Origin of the sequence: Collinsella sp. OM07-12 (assembly GCF_003438275.1) — a bacterium.
Taxonomy (GTDB): Bacteria; Actinomycetota; Coriobacteriia; order Coriobacteriales; family Coriobacteriaceae; genus Collinsella.
The window spans coordinates 17,268-36,911 of sequence record NZ_QSTQ01000025.1 but is presented as its reverse complement, the minus strand read 5'-3'; the positions used below and the strand labels follow the sequence as shown (position 1 = coordinate 36,911).

20 protein-coding genes are annotated in these 19,644 nt (G+C 60.4%); 1 reads left to right on the top strand and 19 read right to left on the bottom strand.

Going from position 1 to position 19,644, the window contains the following annotated elements:
* Positions 1 to 120: 120 nt before the first annotated feature.
* The 3 genes from DXB98_RS08930 to DXB98_RS08920 form a co-directional block, all read right to left on the bottom strand.
* A complete protein-coding gene (locus DXB98_RS08930; RefSeq protein WP_117743864.1) occupies positions 121 to 1,521 on the bottom strand; it encodes a phosphoglucomutase/phosphomannomutase family protein in 1,401 nt (466 codons plus the stop codon).
* A 158-nt stretch (positions 1,522 to 1,679) separates the two neighbouring features.
* Entirely contained in the window at positions 1,680 to 2,573 is an 894-nt protein-coding gene (locus DXB98_RS08925; RefSeq protein ID WP_117743863.1) for a homocysteine S-methyltransferase family protein, read from the bottom strand.
* A gap of 10 nt (positions 2,574 to 2,583) precedes the next feature.
* Positions 2,584 to 3,006, bottom strand: a complete 423-nt coding sequence (locus DXB98_RS08920) for a metal-dependent transcriptional regulator (RefSeq protein WP_040359600.1) — start codon at positions 3,004 to 3,006, stop codon at positions 2,584 to 2,586.
* A gap of 120 nt (positions 3,007 to 3,126) precedes the next feature.
* Between DXB98_RS08920 and pepT the strand changes: the two genes are divergently transcribed.
* Complete coding sequence (gene pepT / locus DXB98_RS08915) at positions 3,127 to 4,374, top strand: peptidase T (RefSeq protein WP_117743862.1); 1,248 nt, start codon at positions 3,127 to 3,129, stop codon at positions 4,372 to 4,374.
* A gap of 251 nt (positions 4,375 to 4,625) precedes the next feature.
* Here pepT and DXB98_RS08910 read toward each other — a convergent pair whose 3' ends face one another.
* The 16 genes from DXB98_RS08910 to DXB98_RS08835 all read right to left on the bottom strand — a co-directional run bounded on the left by DXB98_RS08910 (position 4,626) and on the right by DXB98_RS08835 (position 19,575).
* Positions 4,626 to 5,858 (bottom strand): LCP family protein, encoded by a 1,233-nt coding sequence (locus DXB98_RS08910; protein WP_117743861.1) that lies wholly within the window; start codon positions 5,856 to 5,858, stop codon positions 4,626 to 4,628.
* Between the two features lie 12 nt (positions 5,859 to 5,870).
* Positions 5,871 to 7,154 (bottom strand): UDP-N-acetylglucosamine 1-carboxyvinyltransferase, encoded by a 1,284-nt coding sequence (gene murA, locus DXB98_RS08905; RefSeq protein ID WP_117734918.1) that lies wholly within the window; start codon positions 7,152 to 7,154, stop codon positions 5,871 to 5,873.
* An 88-nt stretch (positions 7,155 to 7,242) separates the two neighbouring features.
* Entirely contained in the window at positions 7,243 to 7,635 is a 393-nt protein-coding gene (gene atpC, locus DXB98_RS08900; protein WP_006235718.1) for an ATP synthase F1 subunit epsilon, read from the bottom strand.
* A gap of 3 nt (positions 7,636 to 7,638) precedes the next feature.
* A complete protein-coding gene (gene atpD / locus DXB98_RS08895; protein WP_006235717.1) occupies positions 7,639 to 9,093 on the bottom strand; it encodes a F0F1 ATP synthase subunit beta in 1,455 nt (484 codons plus the stop codon).
* Positions 9,093 to 10,001 carry an ATP synthase F1 subunit gamma gene (atpG, locus tag DXB98_RS08890; RefSeq protein ID WP_117743860.1) on the bottom strand — a complete coding sequence of 303 codons (909 nt, stop codon included), beginning with the start codon at positions 9,999 to 10,001 and terminating at the stop codon, positions 9,093 to 9,095. The genes atpD and atpG overlap by 1 nt, the downstream gene beginning before the upstream one ends.
* 5 nt (positions 10,002 to 10,006) lie before the next feature.
* Positions 10,007 to 11,605: a F0F1 ATP synthase subunit alpha gene (gene atpA, locus DXB98_RS08885; protein ID WP_117734916.1), complete on the bottom strand. Its 1,599-nt coding sequence runs from the start codon at positions 11,603 to 11,605 to the stop codon at positions 10,007 to 10,009.
* Positions 11,605 to 12,081, bottom strand: coding sequence for a FoF1 ATP synthase subunit delta (locus tag DXB98_RS08880; RefSeq protein WP_006235713.1), 477 nt, complete (start codon positions 12,079 to 12,081; stop codon positions 11,605 to 11,607). Before DXB98_RS08880 ends, atpA begins: the two co-directional genes overlap by 1 nt.
* Positions 12,071 to 12,673 (bottom strand): F0F1 ATP synthase subunit B, encoded by a 603-nt coding sequence (gene atpF / locus DXB98_RS08875; RefSeq protein ID WP_117635548.1) that lies wholly within the window; start codon positions 12,671 to 12,673, stop codon positions 12,071 to 12,073. Before atpF ends, DXB98_RS08880 begins: the two co-directional genes overlap by 11 nt.
* A gap of 15 nt (positions 12,674 to 12,688) precedes the next feature.
* Positions 12,689 to 12,883: an ATP synthase subunit C gene (locus DXB98_RS08870; protein ID WP_022094262.1), complete on the bottom strand. Its 195-nt coding sequence runs from the start codon at positions 12,881 to 12,883 to the stop codon at positions 12,689 to 12,691.
* Positions 12,884 to 13,007: 124 nt separating this feature from the next.
* Positions 13,008 to 13,811 carry a F0F1 ATP synthase subunit A gene (gene atpB / locus DXB98_RS08865; protein ID WP_117743859.1) on the bottom strand — a complete coding sequence of 268 codons (804 nt, stop codon included), beginning with the start codon at positions 13,809 to 13,811 and terminating at the stop codon, positions 13,008 to 13,010.
* A gap of 3 nt (positions 13,812 to 13,814) precedes the next feature.
* Entirely contained in the window at positions 13,815 to 14,126 is a 312-nt protein-coding gene (locus tag DXB98_RS08860) for a hypothetical protein (RefSeq protein ID WP_117734915.1), read from the bottom strand.
* Between the two features lie 281 nt (positions 14,127 to 14,407).
* Positions 14,408 to 15,055 carry a uracil phosphoribosyltransferase gene (upp, locus tag DXB98_RS08855; RefSeq protein WP_117734914.1) on the bottom strand — a complete coding sequence of 216 codons (648 nt, stop codon included), beginning with the start codon at positions 15,053 to 15,055 and terminating at the stop codon, positions 14,408 to 14,410.
* 123 nt (positions 15,056 to 15,178) lie between these two features.
* Complete coding sequence (gene glpK / locus DXB98_RS08850; RefSeq protein ID WP_117743858.1) at positions 15,179 to 16,720, bottom strand: glycerol kinase GlpK; 1,542 nt, start codon at positions 16,718 to 16,720, stop codon at positions 15,179 to 15,181.
* 13 nt (positions 16,721 to 16,733) lie between these two features.
* A complete protein-coding gene (locus tag DXB98_RS08845; RefSeq protein ID WP_117743857.1) occupies positions 16,734 to 17,477 on the bottom strand; it encodes an L-threonylcarbamoyladenylate synthase in 744 nt (247 codons plus the stop codon).
* A 134-nt stretch (positions 17,478 to 17,611) separates the two neighbouring features.
* The gene (locus tag DXB98_RS08840) at positions 17,612 to 18,103 is read right to left on the bottom strand and encodes a type II toxin-antitoxin system HicB family antitoxin (RefSeq protein ID WP_117743856.1); all 492 of its coding nucleotides are present in this window, start codon (positions 18,101 to 18,103) and stop codon (positions 17,612 to 17,614) included.
* 221 nt (positions 18,104 to 18,324) lie between these two features.
* The gene (locus tag DXB98_RS08835) at positions 18,325 to 19,575 is read right to left on the bottom strand and encodes a HemK/PrmC family methyltransferase (protein WP_117743855.1); all 1,251 of its coding nucleotides are present in this window, start codon (positions 19,573 to 19,575) and stop codon (positions 18,325 to 18,327) included.
* Between the last annotated feature and the right edge of the window lie 69 nt (positions 19,576 to 19,644).

Here is a 19,644-nt window from a genome sequence, read left to right as displayed (position 1 = left end):
GGGCCCCGGGGGCGGGAATCTGGGCGTACACATTTCCTACATATCTTGTGATCCGACTAACGTTTGCCAGCCGTTACCTACCGCTCGCCGAGCATCTCTTTATATAAGGCAGTCTCATGGTTAAAGCGGATACGTCCCCCTAGCTAACGCACAGCCAGCATCGAGCAACTCATCACGTTCTTCCACCGAGAACCCCTCGGCGTAGACGCGCACCACTGGTTCGGTCCCGCTAGGACGGACCAGCAGCCACGTGTCATCCTTAAATGACAGACGCAAGCCGTCCATATGACTAACGTTTTGCGGCACCTTGCCACAAATCGACTTGGGGTTTACGCCCGGCAGCAGGGTTCGTAACGTTTCGGCATCTTCGGCCTCAAGGCGCAAATCGCGTCGACCGTAACTCGTCTTACCAAAACTGTCCTCGAGTTGGTCGACCAGAACGCCCAAAGGCGCGTCCGTCTTTGCCATAAGCTCACACAGAATCAGACAGGCGAGGATTCCATCGCGCTCGGGCATATGCGCGGCGATGCCGATACCACCGGCTTCTTCGCCGCCCATGAGGACGCCGCCCTTCTTCATCTCCGCCGCTATATATTTGAAACCGACTGGTTTGACGGTCACGCGGCAGCCAAGCGCCTCGGCAATGCGACGCACGAGCGTCGAGCATGAAAGATTGACGACGACGCGCCCCTCCAAATTACGAAATTGAACCAAGTCGCCCAAAACGAGCGCCATGATCTGATGCGGATGTATATATCTGCCGCGCTCGTCAACCGCGCCGATACGGTCGGCGTCGCCGTCGGTCACCAGGCCAGCGCAAGCTCCGTCCTCGATAACCGTGCGCTCGCAAGCGTCCACCCACGGTTCAACGGGGTCGGGGCAGATATCTTCTTGGTCAGACGCCTGCCCGGCGTGAATCTCGTGCACCTCAACGCCAAGCTCGCGCAGCAAGTCGGCTAGATAGCCCTGGGCCGCGCCGCCCATGGGATCGACAACCACGCGCAGGTGCGCGGCGCGGATGGCTTCGGCATCGACAAATGATGCCACCGCCTGCATATAGTCAGGAATGATATCCGCGGTGCGATATTGCCCCTCGATCCCCATTGGCTCGGGAGCCATGGTCTCTTCGAGCTCTTCGATGACATCCTGGTTGGCGGTTGAGCCGTCACCCATGCGAATCTTGAGGCACAGATAACCCTGCGGATGATGGGACCCCGTCACCATGAGCGCGCCGCACGCCTCACCGTCATAAGCCGCCGCCCACGTAAGGGCAGGGGTCGGAACAGGTCGCGAAGCGAGCACGGCGTCCAGCCCGTGCGCTGCTAGCACGCCCGCCGCAAGTTCAGCGAACTCGCTCGCCAGGGGCCGGGTGTCGAACCCTATATATACCGTTTTGCCCGGATTGGTCTTTTGCCACAACTCGCCGACGGCATCGGCGATACGGGCAACGTTATCGGCAGTGAAGTCCTCATCGACGCGAGCGCGCCAACCGTCAGTTCCAAAATGAATTATCGCGCACACGCGCAGACACCTCACAGTGTTTGGATCATGGTACGCATGGGGTATACCCGCAACATGCACTCGGCAACCTACCGGCACCAGCATTCACCATTTGGGCAAATGCTGCCGAGGACATGCAAGCAACAAAAAAACCGCCCCGTATGGAGCGGTTTTGCCCTTTATATATCGAGCGCCTCGGCCATCGCGGCCGTAGTGATTGCCGTGGTTCCACAGCAACTGCCCACCATTGCGGCACCGGCATGTCTCCATTCGATGCATGCGCGCGCGAAAGCTTCGGGGTTCTCGTGCCATACGGGGCCATCCTGAGTCTGGACCGGATCGCCTACGTTGGGACGCACCGTGACGGGAGTAGTCGCCGATGCAACCATCCTGGGCACCGCCGCGTTCGCGGCCGCAAGCGAACAGCAATTAACACCAACCGAGTTTGCGCCGTGTTTTTCGGCGTACAAAACGGCTGCCTCGATGTTGAGGCCATCGCCCAACAGGTCGCCTTTATCGTCAACGACAAAACTCACCAGAACAGGCATGCCATCGGCGGCATCTCGGGCGCCGGCAAGCATGGGCTGCAAATTACGGATAGACGTCACCGTCTCGATCAGCAGACCGTCAACGCCGGCGTTGAGCAAGGCGTGCGCCTGTTCGCGCGCAATGCCTCGGATTTCACGATACTCGGCAGAGTCCTCGGCAAACCACTCAATACCGATCGGGCCCATCGAGCCCAGCAGCAGCTGAGGGTGCGCCTGGCGGGCATCGTCGACGGCCCCGCGATTGACCTCCGTCACGGACGGCGCAATCTGGTCATGCTTGAGGGCATAGCTCGATGCCTGAAAGGTGTTGGTAATGAGCACCTGCGCGCCGGCGGCGACATACAAGCGATGGATACGAGAAACGGTCTGCGGCTCTGCCAGATTCCAAAACGCCGGTGGAATGTCGGCGGCATCGTACTCACTCAACAGAACACTGCCCATGGGGCCCTGCGCCAACAAGGTCTCGCTCGACAAGCGGCGCGTAAGTTCCTCGGCACCAAAGCGGTTGTAATAACTCGTATCCATATATATCCCGCTATTCCTCGACGCTGATTCCCTGCTTTTCGAGATAGGCGAGCCAGCGGCTCATCGTGTCCTCGGATAGCGCATGCTCCATCATGCAGGCCTCGGAATCGGCTCGCTCAAATTCGACACCGAGCTCCTGAACCAAAAACGTGCGGATGAGGCGATGACGGTACCAGATAGCCGTGCCAACCTCGCGGCCGCGATCGGTCAGGATCACCTTGCCGTAGTGCGATTGCTCGACAAGCTCGGATGCCTTGAGCGCCGAAACCGCTTTATTGACCGATGCCTTGGAGACGCCAAGGCGCTGCGCGATGTCGACCGATCGCACGCCGTTGGTTTCCCCCTCTTCGCTTTCAATGCGAACCATGCACTCCAAGTAGTCTTCGTTCGCCACCGTCAGATGTAGTTCGCGCGAGCTATTTGTCGTATCCATGATCTTCCGTCCCTTCTGCATTCAATGGCTGATTCTACCCCATCCAAGCGTCGTGGTATGCCGTGGCATACCGTGCTAGAGTTCTTGTTGCACACGACGACCAAGATTGGAGCGGTCTTTATGGAAAACACCACCACGAGCCCCGATGTCCTCGAGCGCTTTTTGCGCTACGTCCAGATCAACACGCAGTCCGAGGATGCAAACTGCGACCAGGTACCCTCGAGCGCCGTTCAGTTTGACCTTGCCAACATGCTGGCTGAAGAGCTGCGCGAGCTTGGTGCGGAAGATGCCCACGTGACCGAGCACGCCTATGTCTGCGCGCATATCCCCGCAAGTGTGGGCGCTGAGGACAAGCCCGCCCTGGGCCTGATCGCCCATCTCGACACCACCGAAGTTGCACCGGGCGCCGGCGTGAAGCCGCACATCGTGCACTACGAAGGCGGCGACCTGGTCTGCGGCACGGTTGACGGTAAGTCCGTTGCCATGAGTACCGCCAAGCTTCCCGCCCTGAACGACCTCGCGGGTGAGGACCTGGTCTGCAGCGATGGCACCACGCTGCTGGGCGCGGACGACAAGGCAGGCGTCGCCGAGATCATGTCGCTTGTCGCGCGTATCGCTCAGGACCCTTCTCTGCCCCATCCCGCACTCGGCATTTGCTTCTGCCCTGACGAGGAGATCGGCCACGGAGCCGAGCTGTTGGATATCGATACCTTTGGCTGCAAGTACGCCTACACGGTCGACGGTGGCCCCATCGGCGAGCTGGAGTGGGAGTGCTTTAACGCCGCCGAGGCGACCGTCCGCTTTGAGGGCCAGTCCATCCACCCGGGCGACGCCAAGGGCCGTATGGTCAACGCAGGCAATCTGTTCTGCGACTTCAACGCGTTGCTCCCCTACATGCAGCGCCCGGAGTATACGGAAGGCTACGAGGGCTTTTATCACCTTGAGGGTGTATCTGCAACCGTCGATCACGCCACAGCGCGCTATATCGTCCGCGACCATGACGCCGCCAAGTTCCAGCAGAAACTCGACCTTATTGATGCCGCCGCCTCGATGCTCAACCAGCGCCTGGGTGAGGAGCGCGTGACGGTCGAGATTAAGCAGCAGTATCGAAATATGGCCGAGATCGTTCGTGACTATCCCGAGCTTATTGATGTTGCCAAGGAAGCCTACCTTGCCTGCGGCGTTGAGCCCCAAGTGCTGCCGATTCGCGGCGGCACCGACGGCGCGCAGCTGTCGTTCCGCGGTCTGCCCTGCCCCAACCTTTCCACCGGCGGCTATTGCTACCACGGCGTCAACGAGTTTGTCCCGGTCAGTTCGCTCGTCAAGATGACCGACGTCCTGCAGGAGCTCGTCGCCCGTTTCGCATAAGCCTGGCCGCATAAGCCCAAAAGACGAATCGCCCCGTCCTCTAGAGAGAACGGGGCGGTTTTTGATACAAGGGGAGTAGTCAACATCGCAGGTTGAGCCAACGTCAGCGAGCGACGTCCAAGGCGAACAAGTTGGCATGAAAAAGGCAGGGCATTGACCTTCTGGTCATGCCCTGCCTTTTGAATGACAAATTGTCGCCTTGGGCGGCGCGCAGCGTCGAGCCGTTACGGCGTTTGGTAAAACGCCGTAACTTAGTAGTTGGCTTCGTAGCCGTTACCGTCGCCGGTGGGCTCTTCGTAGTAGTCCGAATCGCTCGAATCGCTTGAGTCATCGGAATTGTCAGAGCTGACCGATGAGGTTGCGGTACCGTTTGCGTAGTCGTCAGACGTATTGTTGTTCAGGTCGCCAATCGTAGAGCTGGAACCGTCGGAAAGACCCATGGTGTTGGGACCCTTGGGATCCTTGCCGGCATCGACACGCTCCATCATTTCCTTGAGCTCGTCCTCGTAGACAAAGACGTAGCTCACACCGTCGATCATGGTGCTGTCGTCGGCGTACGAGGGCAGGTTGGCCGAGTAGATACCGTCGACATCCATACCGCGCATGGCGTTGACCGTAGACACGATATCCTGAACGCTCATATCGGTTACGAGCATATCGGACAGCGAATTAACCAGGCCAAAGATCTTCGTGGCATCGAAGTTATTGAGAATCTGGTTGGCAAGGGCGCCAAGCACCTGACGCTGGTGGCGCATGCGCGTGTAATCGCCGTCGGCATAGATGTAGCGGCAGCGGGCATAGGTAAGGGCGGTAGCTCCGTCCATATGCTGCTGACCAGCGGTAATCTTAATATCCAGGTGCTCGGGGTCGTCAACATCATCGGTTGCGTTAATGTCGATACCGCCAACCGAATCAATCAGCGCCTGCATACCGTCGAAGCTGACCTCGGCATAGTGGGAAATCTGAACACCGCACAGCTCGTTGACCGCCTCGACCATGGCTTCGGCGCCGCCAACGGTATGGCAGGCGTTGATCTTCATGGTCTCGCCCTTGTACACGACCCTGGTATCGCGCGGAACGGAAATGAGCGTCGCCTGCTTTTGCGTGGGGTCGATGCGTGCCAAGATAATCGAGTCGGCACGATACGTATCCTCGCCCGGACGGCCGTCGGTGCCAAGAAGCAGCACGTAGAACGGATCCTTTGCCTCATCGGTGTCAACCAGAACCCGACGCAGATTGTCGGTAATGACATTAGAATCGCCGAGCTTGCCCATAATGGTGGCAAACCACAGGCCGGCAGCGGTAGTGGCGCTCAGCAGCACGCCAAACACGACAATGAGCGCGACGTGACGAATCGTGTGGCTACGACGGCGCTGGCGGGCGCGCTCGGAATAGCGAGCGACGTTGTCGCGGCTGTAGATCTTGGCCTGCGCACCAGTCGAGGGTCTTCGGGTGTTATCCGCCAGGGGCTTCTTGTTAAACATAGGCAACCTGCATTAGTAGATGACGGGATCGGGGACGGTGGCATGTTCGACATGCGCGCCAAGCGCCTGCAGCTTTTCGACAAACTGCTCGTAGCCACGTTTGATGTGATGGATGGCAGAGACCTCGGTAACGCCGTCGGCGATAAGACCGGCAACCACAAGCGCCGCGCCGCCACGAAGGTCGGGCGAGGTGACCTGTGCACCCGAGAAGCCCTTGACGCCATGAATCATGGCATGATGGCTCTCGATACGAATGTCGGCACCCATGCGCACCAGCTCAGAGGCAAACATAAAGCGATTCTCGAAGATGTTCTCGGTAATAACGGAACTGCCATCGGCGAGGGCGGAGAGCACCATAATTTGTGCCTGCATGTCGGTCGGGAAGCCGGGGAACGGAAGCGTCTGGATGTCGACCGGCTTGATGCGCTCGGCGCGATTCACGTGAACGCCGTCGTCGGTACGCTCGCAATCGATGCCCATGAGCTCCATCTTCTTGAGCACCATGCCCAGATGGATGGGGCAAAAACCCGTGACGTCGACACCGCGATCGTCAGCCATCAGCGCACCGGCGACGATAAAGGTGCCGGCCTCGATGCGGTCGCCCACCACGCGATGGGTAACGGGATGGAGCTCTTCCACGCCCTCGATGGTCACGACAGGCGTACCGGCGCCGACAATCTTGGCGCCCATTTCGTTGAGCATGTTGGCGAGATCGACGATCTCGGGCTCGCGGGCGGCATTGTCGATAACCGTGGTGCCCTGTGCGCGCACAGAGGCCATGATGAGGTTCTCGGTCGCACCGACACTGGCAAACTCGAGCGTGACGGTGGTGCCGCGCAGGCCCTGAGGCGCGCTGGCGTTGATGTAGCCGTGGGCGGTATCAAACTCTACGCCCAGGGCCTCAAGACCCAGAATGTGCATATCGATCTTGCGAGCACCCAGGTTGCAGCCGCCCGGCATGGCGATCTTGGCGCGATGGAAGCGACCCAGCAGGGGTCCCATGACGGCGGTGGAAGCACGCATCTTGGCAACGAGCTCGTAGGGGGCCTCCCAAGAATCGGCCTGAGAGGTATCGATCTCGAGCGTGTGCTCGTCGAGAACATCGATCGTAGCGCCCATGCCCTTGAGCACCTTGCCCATCACGTGGACATCGGAAATATCGGGCACGTTCTGCAGCGTCGTCTTGCCCGGCGCCAGAAGCGTTGCCGCCATGAGTTTGAGCGCGGAGTTCTTGGCACCCGAAACGGGCACGGAGCCTCCGATGGCATGGCCACCCTCAACGCGGATAATATCCAAGGTCTACCCTTTCAAAAAGCATGCCCGGGGTGGCTGGGCCATCCCGGGCATGATGTGTTCGCAAATGGTCGAACGTTAAATCGTTTGACTATTGGGCAAGCTTGAGCTTACACCATGCGATTTCATTATAGAGGTAGGCGCGGCGTGCATCATCCTCCGACAAATTACCCAGCTTCTCTTCAAAACCTTGAATATCAGCTTTAAGCTTGTCGGCATCGACGGTCGCCAGATCGCAAGCGCGCTCGGCGAGAACGGTCACGACATCGTCCGCAACCTGGGCATAGCCGCCGGCCACGGCAAACGTGTGGTCGACAGTGCCCATGGCCTTATCGGAAACGCGAACGTAACCGCGGTCGATCGTGCAGATCTCGCTGGAGTGAGCAGGCAGAACGCCAAACTCGCCATCCGTGGACGGAATCGACACAAACGCAGCGTCGCCCTCATAGGCGCAGCTCACGGGGCACACGATGCGGATACGCATAACCTACTTCTCCCCCATCTTGCGGGCGCGCTCGCGCACGTCCTCAATCGTGGAAGCATAGCGGAAAGCCTGCTCGGGCAGGTCATCGGCCTTGCCGTCGACAATCTCGGCGAAGGAGCGGACGGTATCCTCGACGCGGACGTAGACACCGGGGTTGCCGGTGAACTTCTCAGCGACGTGGAAGGACTGCGAGAGGAACTGCTGAATCTTACGAGCGCGGTTGACCGTAAGGCGCTGCTCCTCGGACAGCTCGTCCATACCCAGAATGGCGATGATGTCCTGAAGGTCGGAGTACTCCTGCAGGAGCTCCTGGACCTTGACGGCGACACGGTAGTGCTCCTCGCCGACGATCGAGGGATCGAGAGCGTCGGAGGAAGATGCGAGCGGGTCGATAGCCGGGAACAGGCCGAGCGACGAAATGCTACGCGAAAGAACCGTGGTGGCGTCGAGGTGCGTAAACGTCGTGGCAGGCGCCGGGTCGGTCAGGTCGTCTGCGGGGACGTAGACAGCCTGGACGGAGGTAATGGAGCCCGTCTTGGTCGAGGTAATGCGCTCCTGGAGGTCGCCCATCTCGGTTGCCAGCGTGGGCTGGTAACCAACGGCGGACGGCATACGGCCCAGCAGTGCGGAAACCTCGGAACCTGCCTGGGAGAAGCGGAAGATGTTGTCGATGAACAGCAGAACGTCCTGGCCACGATCACGGAAATACTCAGCGGTGGTAAGGCCGGCCAGACCGATGCGCAGACGCGCTCCGGGCGGCTCGTTCATCTGACCATAGACCAAGCAGGTCTTGTCGATAACGCCAGACTCGCTCATCTCGAGGAACAGGTCGGTGCCCTCGCGGGTACGCTCGCCGACGCCGGTGAACACCGAGGTGCCGCCGTGCTCCTGGGCGAGGTTGTTGATGAGCTCCTGAATCAGAACGGTCTTGCCAACGCCGGCGCCGCCGAACAGGCCCGTCTTGCCGCCACGGATGTAGGGCTCAAGCAGGTCGACGGCCTTGATGCCGGTCTCGAAGATCTCGGTCTTGGTGGTGAGCTCGTCAAAGCGGGGCGCTGCATGGTGGATGGGGTAGAACTCCTCCACCTCGGGCATGGGCTTGCCGTCGACGGGCTTGCCCATGACGTTCCAAATGCGGCCGAGCGTCTTGGGACCAACGGGCATCTTCATGGGCTCACCGGTATCGGTGGCGATGAGGCCGCGCTGCAGGCCGTCGGTCGAGGACATGGCGACCGTGCGGACGACGCCGCCCGGAAGCTGGCTCTCGACCTCGAGGATCGTGCTCAGATGACCGATCGGGGTCTCGGCCTCGACCGTGAGCGCGTTGTAGATCGGGGGCACCGCGCCGTCAAACTTGACGTCGACGACAGGGCCGATGATACGCACGATGCGACCATCACCGGCAGTCGTCTTCTTGGTGGCTTCCTCGACCGCAAGCTTTACGGTGTTATTAGCCATTACTGTTCCTCCAATGCTGAGGCTCCGCCGACGATCTCGTTAATCTCGGTCGTGATCGAAGCCTGGCGCACGCGACTATACGTGCGGGTAAGGGTCGAGATGATCGCGGTGGCGTTTTCCGTCGCGGAGTGCATGGCCTTGCGGCGTGCACCCTGCTCGGCAGCCGCCGAATCGATCAGGGCCTGGTAGATGACCGTCAGGATATACGACGGTACAAGCTTGCCGAGAACATGCTCGGGAGAGGGCACGAACTCGAACGTGGACGAGATGCGCTTAGGGGCGTCGGTCTCGTTCTTACGCGGACCGTGGGCCATAGCGATCATCTCGGGGTCGAGCGGCAACAGATGCTCGACGCGAAGCTCCTGATCCACGCGGTTCTTTGCGTGGTGGTAGACAAGCTCGACACGGTCAAGCTCACCGGCACGATACGCATCGCAGATATGAGAGGAGATCATGCGGGCCTGATTGAAATCGGGCTCAGAGGAGTTGCCCTCAAAGTGCATGATGACGTTTGCGCGGTCGCGAAAATACGTGGCCGGCTTGCGCCCGCACGCGATGATCTCGCACTCGATGCCGTCGTTCGCCCAAGAAGCGGCGAGCTTTTCGGCCGTACGCTCCACTGTCGTATTGAAACCGCCGGCAAGGCCGCGGTCCGAGGCAATGACGACAATCAGGCCATGCTTGACGCTCTCATGCTTCTGCAGCATGGGATCGGTGCCCGAACAGGAGGCGTCGCCGGCGACCGTCAACATGACGTCGGTCAGCGCCTCCTTATAGGGCTCGGCCTGCTTGGAGCGATCGAGGGCACGACGGATCTTGGCCGTAGAGACCATCTCCATCGTGCGCGTGATCTGCTTGGTCGTGGTAACCGAGGAGATTCGCTTCTTAATGTCGCGAAGGTTGGCCATAGGGCTTAGTTCTCCTCTGATCCAGAAACATCCGAATGGTGCTTGGCCATGAACTGCTGCTTAAAGTCGCCGATGACGCGCAAGAGCTCAGCCTTGGTGTCATCATCGATCTTCTTGGCGCGAACCTTGTCGAGCAGTAAGCCAAAGCCATTGTCCATGTACTCGATGAGCTCGGCACGGAAAGGCAGCACGTCGGCGATCTCCAGGTCGTCCAGGAAGCCCTCGTTGCCAGCGAACAGCGCAACGATCTGCTCGCCAACCTCAAATGGTTTATAACGCGGCTGCTTCAGGAGCTCGGTCATGCGGGCACCATGGGTCAGCTGCTTCTGAGTAGCCTCGTCAAGGTCGGAGCCGAACTGCGTAAAGCCGGCGAGCTCCTGATACGAAGCGAGGTCCAGACGGAGGTTGCCGGCGACCTGCTTCATGGCCTTGGTCTGCGCGTCGCCACCAACGCGGGACACGGAAATGCCCACGTCGACTGCCGGGCGCTGACCCTGGAAGAAGAGCTCGGACTGCAGGTAGATCTGACCATCGGTAATGGAAATGACGTTGGTCGGAATGTAGGCCGAGACATCGCCGTCCTGGGTCTCGATGATCGGCAGGGCCGTCATGGAGCCGTAACCGTTCTTCTTGGACATCTTGACGGCACGCTCGAGCAGACGAGAGTGCAGGTAGAAGATGTCGCCAGGATAGGCCTCGCGTCCGGGCGGACGATGCAGCGTCAGCGACATCTGACGGTAGGCCACAGCCTGCTTGGACAGGTCGTCGTAGATGACGAGCACGTGACCGCCGGGGTTGGTCTCGTTGGCGGGCTTACCATCCTCGCCGTTGTACATAAAGAATTCGCCGATAGCGGCACCGGCCATAGGCGCGATGTACTGCATAGGGGCGGAATCGGCAGCGGTGGCCGAAACGATGATGGTGTAGTCGAGCGCACCGTGCTGAGCGAGGGTCTCGCGGATGTTGGCAACCGTGGAGGCCTTCTGGCCGATGGCGACATAGATGCAGACCATGCCCTTGCCGCTCTGATTGAGGATAGCGTCGATGGCAATGGCGGTCTTACCGGTCTTTCGGTCGCCGATGATGAGCTCACGCTGACCACGGCCGATAGGCACCATGGAGTCGATAGCCAACAGGCCGGTCTGAACCGGCTCGCACACCGGGGTACGGTCGATGACACCGGGGGCCTTGAACTCGATGGGACGACGGTGCGTGGCGACGATGTCACCCAGGCCGTCGATAGGCTGGCCGAGCGGATTGACGACGCGGCCAAGCATAGCACGGCTCACAGGGATATCCATAATGCGGCCAGTGGTGCGGCACTCGTCGCCTTCCTTGATGGAGTCGACGGCACCAAACAGAACGGCGCCGACCTCGTCACGGTCAAGGTTTTGGGCAAGGCCGAAGACGGTCTCACCGGTATCGGAGCTCTTGAACTCCAGAAGCTCGCCTGCCATGGCGCTCTTGAGGCCGGAGACGCGCGCGATGCCGTCGCCTACCTCGTCGACCGTTGAAACCTCATGCGTATCGACCGTCGCGGAGAGACTCGTGAGCTGCTCCTGCAGTTTCTTGGCGATATCCTGGGCATTGAGGGTTTCGGACATTAGGCTTCACCTCCGTACGAATTAGCAGAGTTTGCGAGGGTCTCCTGCGCGATGCGCAGCTGCGTCTTGACGGAAATGTCACGACGCTCGCCGCGGGCCTCGAGCACCAGGCCGCCCACGATAGACGGGTCGACCTGCTCGATAAGGAATACCTTGCGGCCGAAGTCCTGCTCGCATTTCTTAGTGATGGTTTGACGCAGCTCGTCGTCGAGCGGGATCGCCGTGGTGACGGTCACGCCCACTACATCCTCGTCTTCCTCGGCAACATACTTAAAGGCAGCTGCCACCTTGGGAAGAAGGTCGAGCTGGTCGCGCTTGGACATGGTGTCGAGCACGGCGATGATCTCGGGGCTGGCAGAAGCCAAGCGCTCGATCATCTCGAGGTCCTCGAACACATGGTTCTCGGCCTTGGCGGCTTCCAGAAGGGAGCGCGCATAGGTCTCGAGCACCTTGTCCTGATAGCGGCTAGTCGGCATTCAGGCTACCTGCTTCCTGGATGTAGCGCTCGATGAGCTTCTTCTGCTCGGCCTCGTCCTCGAGTGCCTCGCCCACGATCTTGGTGGCGACGGCAACGGACAGGTCGGCGATGGAGCTCGCGGCACCGGCGTAGATGGACTTGCGCTCGTCCTCGACAGTCGTATGGGCCTTGGCGATGATCTCCTCTGCCTCCTTGTGAGCAGCCTCGATGATACGGGCGCGCTCGGACTCGGCGTCCTTACGGGCCTCGAGAACGATGTCGGCAGCCTGACGACGGGCGTCGGTGACGATCGAGTCGGACTCAGCACGCTTGGCGATAGCCTCCTGCTTGGTCTTCTCGGCCTCGTCGAGGCTCTCCTCGATCTTCTTGCCGCGCTCCTCCATGGTTTTCATGATGCCCGGCAGGGCGACCTTGGCCAGCACGATCCAGATAATCAGGAAGGCGATAAGCGCCGGGATGAACTCCGCCATCTTAGGGATGAGGATGTCCGCACCGGCAGCGCCGTCCTCGGCGAACGCGGAAACCGGCATGAGCAGCGCGGCCGCGGACGCGGAGAGTGCGATCGCGCTCTTCTGGGATGAAAGATTCATACTTGACGCTCCGTGCTATTTAACGATCAGCGCGACAACGAAGCCGATCAGAGCCAGAGCCTCGCCGAAGGCGGAGCCCATGATGAAGACGGTGAACACGCGGCCCTGGACCTCAGGCTGACGGGCCATAGCACCCGTAGCACCCAGAGCAGACAGGCCGATAGCAAGACCAGCGCCGATAACACCGAGACCGTAACCGATAACTCCCACGATTCCTCCTTTGTCGTGCGTGTCTTATTTCACGCAGGATAACCTTTTTATAACTGCCGGGCTCCATGGGTACGGGCACCGGCGGTTTAACGAATTGCCTTACCTTTAAGACGCGAACGGAAGACTACTCCTCCTCCGCGACCTCCTCTGCCTCAGAGACATACACGGCGGTAAGGACTGTGAAGACGTAAGCCTGGATGGCGCCGACCACAAGCTCGATCGCATAGATCAGGATGAGGATAGCAAGCCAGGCCAGCGAAGGCAGGGCACCGACGGCGTGGGCCGCGGAAACCTGCTGAAGCAGCGGCTGCATGAACATGCTCGCCATGATGGCGAACGAGCCCATGACCACGTGTCCTGCGAACATGTTGCAGAACAGACGGACGGCGAGTGTGATGAGGCGCAGGAAGGTCGAGAAAAGCTCGACGACCCACACAAGCACGTTCATCGGGAAGCTCACGCCCTGCGGGGCGAGGCTCTTGATGTAGCCGATCACGCCGTGAGCCTTGCATCCGTAGTAGATGAAGTACACGAAGGCGAAGATGGCGAGCGCGGCGGTGGAGCCGATTGCGCCGGTGCCGGGCTTCATTCCCGGGATCAGGCCGATCATGTTATTGATCAGAATGAACAGGAAAAGCGAGCACAGGAACGGGAAGTGCTTCTTCCAGTTCTCACCCACGACGCCCTTGCCGATATCGTTCTCGACGTACTCGATGATGTACTCGAAACCGTTGACGAAGAAGCCCTTGGGAACTAGGGTCTGCTTCTTCTTGAACACGGCCAGGACGATCAGGAGCACGATCGTGGAGACGATCAGCCAAAACGAGTACTGCGTGATGCCGCAGCTCAGATTGCCCACGACGGGGGTGGAGCTGAACTCGCTAACCAGATGATTAATCTCATCAGGCAGCTTTTCAAAAATTTCCACGACTTACCTTTCGACCTCATGAGGATCTCGCAGCGCCTTGGCGACGCGAACCGTGCAGGCGGCCATAAAGGCCACGAAGCCGATCGCCTCGCCCAGGAGGAACATGCGAAATGCCTCTCCGAACAACACAAACACAACCAAGGTAAAGACGAGCAGGGCGATTGCCGAGACCGCCAGACTCACCATGCCCTTGAGCATGTCCGCATTCTGCTTATCGTCAAGAACCGGCTTGAGCGTAAAAACAAAGGGAAGAAAGGCGACCGCGCCCGCGATGACGCCTGCAACGATAGCGAGCAGATCGGCTATCTGAAACACTGGCGTCCTCACTTTCCTTCTTTAACGCTTCCCAGAACAGTTCCCGCCAAACATTGGTGACTATTTTACGAGCCAATCGCTAAAGTACAACCGAAAAAGCATCGGTTAATACTCACCTGTTCGTTTTCTTAAGACCTTCTTTATGTCGCAGGTAGGTAATACGTTTTTCTCGAACCCCTCTGGGCTAAACGTCCGTTAACAGGAGTGCGCGTGGACGTCTTTTGCTCGCCCGCGCGCACCATTTCTTCGTATTTGTGACCGTAGCCGACAAGGCCCGACGACTAGAGCGTGCCGTAGATGCGGTCGCCGGCGTCGCCCAGGCCGGGAACGATGTAGGCTGCCTCGTTGAGATGATCGTCGATGGCGCACGTATAAATATGTACGCCGGAGTCCTTTTCGGTCAGCGACTTGAGACCCTCGGGCGCGGCGACGATGCACAGCATGCGGATGTCCTTGACACCGCGCTCGCGCAGGTAGCTGATGGCCATCTCGGCCGAACCGCCCGTGGCGAGCATGGGGTCGACGACCAGGCAGGTGCGCTGGTCGATATCCTTGGGCATCTTGCAGTAATACTCGTGCGGCTCGTGGGTAACCTCGTCGCGCTCCATGCCGATGTGGCCCACGCGAGCGGAGGGCACCAGGTCGAGGATGCCGTCGACCATGCCAAGGCCCGCACGCAGGATGGGCACGATGGCGAGTTTCTTGCCGGCGAGTTGTTTGAACGTGGCGGTAGTGATGGGGGTCTCGACCTCGACGTCTTCCATAGGCAGGTCGCGCATGGCCTCGTAGCCGTCAAAAAGCGCGAGTTCGCGCACGAGCTGGCGGAACTGGTTGGTGCCGGTGTTTTTGTCGCGCAGGATCGACAGCTTGTGCTGGACGAGCGGGTGATCGACAAGCGTCACACGGGACGCGTCGTAGGTGACGGTCATGGGTTGATTGCCCCTTTCGTTGCGGCCGCAAAACGGCCTTGCTGACAAGGCGCGCAGCAATGTTGCCGCCGAACGCCATGCATTAGTTTAGCGGTTTATTGTATCGAGCAGCTCATCGCAGCCCTACTGTGCGGTACTGAGCGAGCGCTTGACTGCATCACGCCAGCCCGCAAGGTTTTGCTCGCGGCGCTCGGCAGACATGTGGGGAAGGAAGGTCCTAACGATCTGGGCATTTTGCTCCAGCTCTTCTAGGTCTTCCCAATAGCCGACGGCAAGACCCGCCAAGTACGCGGCACCGATTGCCGTGGTCTCCACCGTCTCGCATTGCAGCACGGGGATATCCAGCAGGTCGGCCTGGAATTGCATGATGAACTCGTTGCGCGAGGCACCGCCATCGACAGACAGGCACTCGATCGAAAGCCCCACGTCCTGCTCCATGGCGCGCAGCACGTCGTAGCTCTGATATGCCATGGATTCGCAGGCGGCACGTACGATGGTCGCACGGCTCGAGGCGCCGGTCAGACCGCACACGATACCGCGGGCATGCGGGTCCCACCAGGGAGCACCCAAACCCGCAAAGGCGGGAACGAAGTAGCAGCCCTCGTTGTCGTTAATCGAAGCGGCGAGTTGTGCCGACTCGCTCACGCTCGAGATGATGCCCATGTTGTTGCGAAGCCAGTTCATGGTGGAGCCGGCAGCGAAGATGGAGCCCTCGAGTGCATAGCTGATCTTCCCGTTCGCAGCGATACCGATGGTGGAGACCAGGCCGTTCTTGGATTCGACGATCTCGTCGCCGGTGTTCATGAGCATAAAGCAACCCGTGCCATAGGTGTTTTTGGTCTGGCCGGGACGGAAACAGCAGTGACCGAACAGCGACGCCTGCTGGTCGCCCGCCACGCCCATGATGGGCGGCGTGTTGGTCATGATGTCGCTCGCGACGCGGCCGTAGTCGCCCGAGCTCCAGCGAACCTCGGGCATCATGGAACGTGGAACGTCAAAGAGCGCCAGCAGGTCGTCGTCCCAATCGAGCGTATGGATATTAAAGAGCGCCGTGCGGCTGGCATTGGTGTAGTCGGTGGCAAAGATCTGGCCGCCGGTGAGGTTGTAGATGAGCCAGGTGTCGATGGTGCCAAACATGAGGTCGCCCGCCGCCGCGCTCTCGCGTGCGCCGTCGACGTTGTCGAGAATCCACTGCACCTTGGAGGCCGAGAAATAAGGGTCGAGCGTGAGTCCCGTGCGGGAGCGCACCAACTCCTCGCAACCCTGTTCAACCAACGCGTCGATTGCCGGCGCGGTACGGCGGCACTGCCATACGATGGCGTTATAGATCGGCTGACCGCTCACGCGGTCCCAGACCACCGTGGTCTCGCGCTGGTTGGAGATGCCGATGGCGGCAATGCGGTCGGAGTGGATACCGCTCTTAAACTGGACTTCCATCATGACGGCGATTTGACTGGCGAGGACCGCCATGGGGTCTTGCTCTACCCAACCGGGACGCGGAAAACTGGTTTTGACGCTGCGACGCGCCTGCGCGACGATGCATCCGTACTCGTCGACGATGGTCGCAAGTACCGAGGTGGTGCCGCAGTCGAGCGCCATGATGTAGGAACCGCCAAAGTTAAACGAAGCATCTTCCATGCCCAGGCTGCCCAGATTCAACGACATCGCTTACACCTTTCTATTGCATCGGGTCGGACAGGACCCGTTCGATCTCTGATGCGGGAAGTGCGCCTTGGCGCAGGATCTGGAGCCCGCCGTGCTGGAACGACACGATGGTCGAGGCGTCGCGACACGGGGTCTCACCGGCGTCGACGGCAACATCGACCCCCTCCAGGATGCGACCCTCGACGGCGGCAAAGCTTGCCGGCGAGGGCGCGCCGTGCGTATTGGCGCTCGTGCAGGCAAGGGGACTGCCGCAGGCGCGGATGAGCGCCTGGACCACGGGAGAGGCCGAAGCGCGCAGGGCCACGGTGTCGTCGGCAGCGCGCATAAAGGTCGGCACGCAGGGGGCTGCCTTAATCACGATAGTCAGGGCTCCCGGCCAGCATCGTCGCGCGAGTACGCGGGCATCTTCCGGGATATCCACGCCATAGCGGTCGAGCGCTTCGACGCCATCGACCAGCCAAGCGACGGTTTGCGTGAGTTCACGTTGCTTGAGAGTGAAGATGCGGCGGTAGCCGGTACCGAGCGCAGGGACCGCGGCGCCATTGACGGTGGCTTGCGGGTCGTATGACCACGACGGGAACTCGCTTGTATCTTGGGGGACGGCATCGGAGAAGGCTTTAACTGCCACGGCGACACCGTAGACAGTCTCGGTCGGGATCAAGGCCAGGCCGCCGCGGCCGAGCACCTCGGCAGTGCGCTCGACGGCAAGCCGATGCGGCTCGCGCGCTCCCTCGTATACCCGATAGACCGTCTGCATGTGTATGCCAGCCCCTTACGCTCTGGTGCAAGTTTGTTTACTGTGGGGCATTCTCGCACGAAACGTTCAACCTATTTGTCCAGAGCGCATGTTGGTTTGGTGAGCGGCTCTAGTAGTCGGTGAAAGTGAGGGGGTTATTGGACTGCGACGAACTTCTTTGGCCTGCCGGCGTGGCGTTCTTGGGCGGCGTAGCGCTCGATGCTGTCTATCGTTATCATCCGACGGCCGTCGACGAGTTCAACATCGAGCTTTCCGGCTTTGACCAGCGCGGTGATCCGCGGAGCGGAGACTTTGAGGTCCAGCGCTGCGTCTTTAAATGTTCGGCACGCCGCTTCCCGAGCGTCCTCGTGGTCGATTTCGACTGAAAGGGCCACGACCTCGGCCGAGCGTTCGTACCCTGCCGGAGTCAAACCGTTGTTGAGGTCGTCGGCTAAAAACGCCATCAGCGCCTCGGTGGCATGGGCAATCGCTTCTTCGCGCGTATCGCCATCGGCAAAGGCGCCGGGAATCTGCGGGAAGCTGGCACAGTAACCGTCGTCTTCTTTTATGAGAACGCAATCATAGGTAAATCGATGCCTCATTTTGCCTCCAACTACCATCCAGCTTGGCGACGAATACTTGCCCACGTGCCCTTCTTTGGTCGATCACCACCAGAAGCCGTTCACGGCGACAACACGGCCACCAGAAACATACTTAGCATCACTACCGACTTGCGCGACCTTCACGAATCCATCGTGCTTGAGTAGGGCAATGATTTCCCGAAAGGTAGGAGGTTGCATGGGCCGACCTCTTTCTGCCGTCCTAATTATAAACTACTTTATAATTTTTGCTAACCAGTTAATAAATATTACTGGCGCTGTTTGGGCTCGGTGACGATGGCCCGAACGATGCGGGGGCGATCGGTGAGATCGCGGACGACGCGCACATCCGAAAGGCCCGCCTGGCGGCAGAGTTCGGCGGCGGCGTCGAGGGCACCCTCGTAGAGCTCGCAGGCAAAGAGTCCGCCGGCACGCAGCATATAGGGTGCCGCATTGAGCAGGCGGCGGAAAATGTCCAGGCCATCGGCACCGCCCTCGAGCGCTAAATCGGGCTCGAAGTCCTTGACCTCGTGCGGCAGCGAGCGCATAACGTCGGTCGGGATGTAAGGCGGGTTGGAGACGAGCACGTCGAAGGTGCCCCACTCGTCGTGGGGAATGGAGCTCACCAGGTTGGTGAGGCTGAAGGCAACCTCATCTGCCGTGAGGCCGAGCGCGTCGCGGTTTTTGGTGGCCAGATCAATGGCACGCGGCTCGATATCGGTAGCGTTGCAGGTAACGTGGCCGCGGCGCTCCCAAGCAAGGGAGAGCGAGATGCAGCCCGTGCCGCAGCCGACCTCGAGAACGCGAGCAGTGCGGGGCTCGGCTGGGGCAGGCGCGGCGGCATCCTGAGCTGAAGCCGTCTCCTGGTCGGCACCCTCGATGGCGATGCCGTATTCGTCGAGCTCGGGCTCAGCAGCTTCCGCAGTCTCGGCTTCCGCTGCCTGCGCGGCGGCTTCCTCGGCCTCGCGGTCGGCCAGTTCCTCGGCATAGGCACGGCTACCCAGCACGTCGCTGCCTAGCGCCGCCTCATCGGCAGCCGTAAGGTTAGCGGCACGGCGCTCGGCGGTCGCGCGTTCGTCTGCCAACGCGGCCTCGGCTTTGCGGGCCTGCTCGACCTCATCGTTCCAAGGCAGCTCAACACGCTGACGGGCAGCAGCCTCGGGGCTCAGCACCTCGGCATCCAGATAATTGAGGACTTCCTCGACGAGCATCTCGGTCTCGGGGCGCGGAATGAGCACACCGGGGGCGCACGCGACGTCGATCATGCGAAACTGCGTGCTGCCCGTGATGTATTGCAGCGGCTCGCCCTTAGCGCGGCGGACAACGGCCGCGTGCATGGTCTCGAGCTGGGCCGCGTTAAGCATCTCGTCCATGCGCATATATAAGTCGATGCGTGCCAAACCCGTGGCAGCGCACAGCAGCCACTCAGCAGAAAGACGGGGGTGCTCCTCGCCACGCTCGGCTAGGTACTCCTTGGTCCACTCAAGACAACGCTTGATGGTCCAGATCTCGTTTGCCATGGGGCCCTCCCCTCTTAAGCGCCGGGCGGCGCGCGAATGTCGGAGCAGATTGTACGCGAGGCAAGCGTT

What these genes read in the sequence shown, in the direction of transcription:
- atpD (WP_006235717.1), bottom strand. Translation starts at nt 9,093, where the DNA reads ATGGCTAATAACACCGTAAAGCTTGCGGTCGAGGAAGCCACCAAGAAG.
- DXB98_RS08910 (WP_117743861.1), bottom strand. Translation starts at nt 5,858, where the DNA reads ATGTTTAACAAGAAGCCCCTGGCGGATAACACCCGAAGACCCTCGACT.
- DXB98_RS08835 (WP_117743855.1), bottom strand. Translation starts at nt 19,575, where the DNA reads ATGGCAAACGAGATCTGGACCATCAAGCGTTGTCTTGAGTGGACCAAG.
- DXB98_RS08880 (WP_006235713.1), bottom strand. Translation starts at nt 12,081, where the DNA reads ATGCCGACTAGCCGCTATCAGGACAAGGTGCTCGAGACCTATGCGCGC.
- upp (WP_117734914.1), bottom strand. Translation starts at nt 15,055, where the DNA reads ATGACCGTCACCTACGACGCGTCCCGTGTGACGCTTGTCGATCACCCG.
- atpC (WP_006235718.1), bottom strand. Translation starts at nt 7,635, where the DNA reads ATGCGTATCCGCATCGTGTGCCCCGTGAGCTGCGCCTATGAGGGCGAC.
- glpK (WP_117743858.1), bottom strand. Translation starts at nt 16,720, where the DNA reads ATGTCGTTGAATCTGGGCAGCCTGGGCATGGAAGATGCTTCGTTTAAC.
- DXB98_RS08845 (WP_117743857.1), bottom strand. Translation starts at nt 17,477, where the DNA reads ATGCAGACGGTCTATCGGGTATACGAGGGAGCGCGCGAGCCGCATCGG.
- atpF (WP_117635548.1), bottom strand. Translation starts at nt 12,673, where the DNA reads ATGAATCTTTCATCCCAGAAGAGCGCGATCGCACTCTCCGCGTCCGCG.
- DXB98_RS08925 (WP_117743863.1), bottom strand. Translation starts at nt 2,573, where the DNA reads ATGGATACGAGTTATTACAACCGCTTTGGTGCCGAGGAACTTACGCGC.
- atpG (WP_117743860.1), bottom strand. Translation starts at nt 10,001, where the DNA reads ATGGCCAACCTTCGCGACATTAAGAAGCGAATCTCCTCGGTTACCACG.
- DXB98_RS08920 (WP_040359600.1), bottom strand. Translation starts at nt 3,006, where the DNA reads ATGGATACGACAAATAGCTCGCGCGAACTACATCTGACGGTGGCGAAC.
- pepT (WP_117743862.1), top strand. Translation starts at nt 3,127, where the DNA reads ATGGAAAACACCACCACGAGCCCCGATGTCCTCGAGCGCTTTTTGCGC.
- atpA (WP_117734916.1), bottom strand. Translation starts at nt 11,605, where the DNA reads ATGTCCGAAACCCTCAATGCCCAGGATATCGCCAAGAAACTGCAGGAG.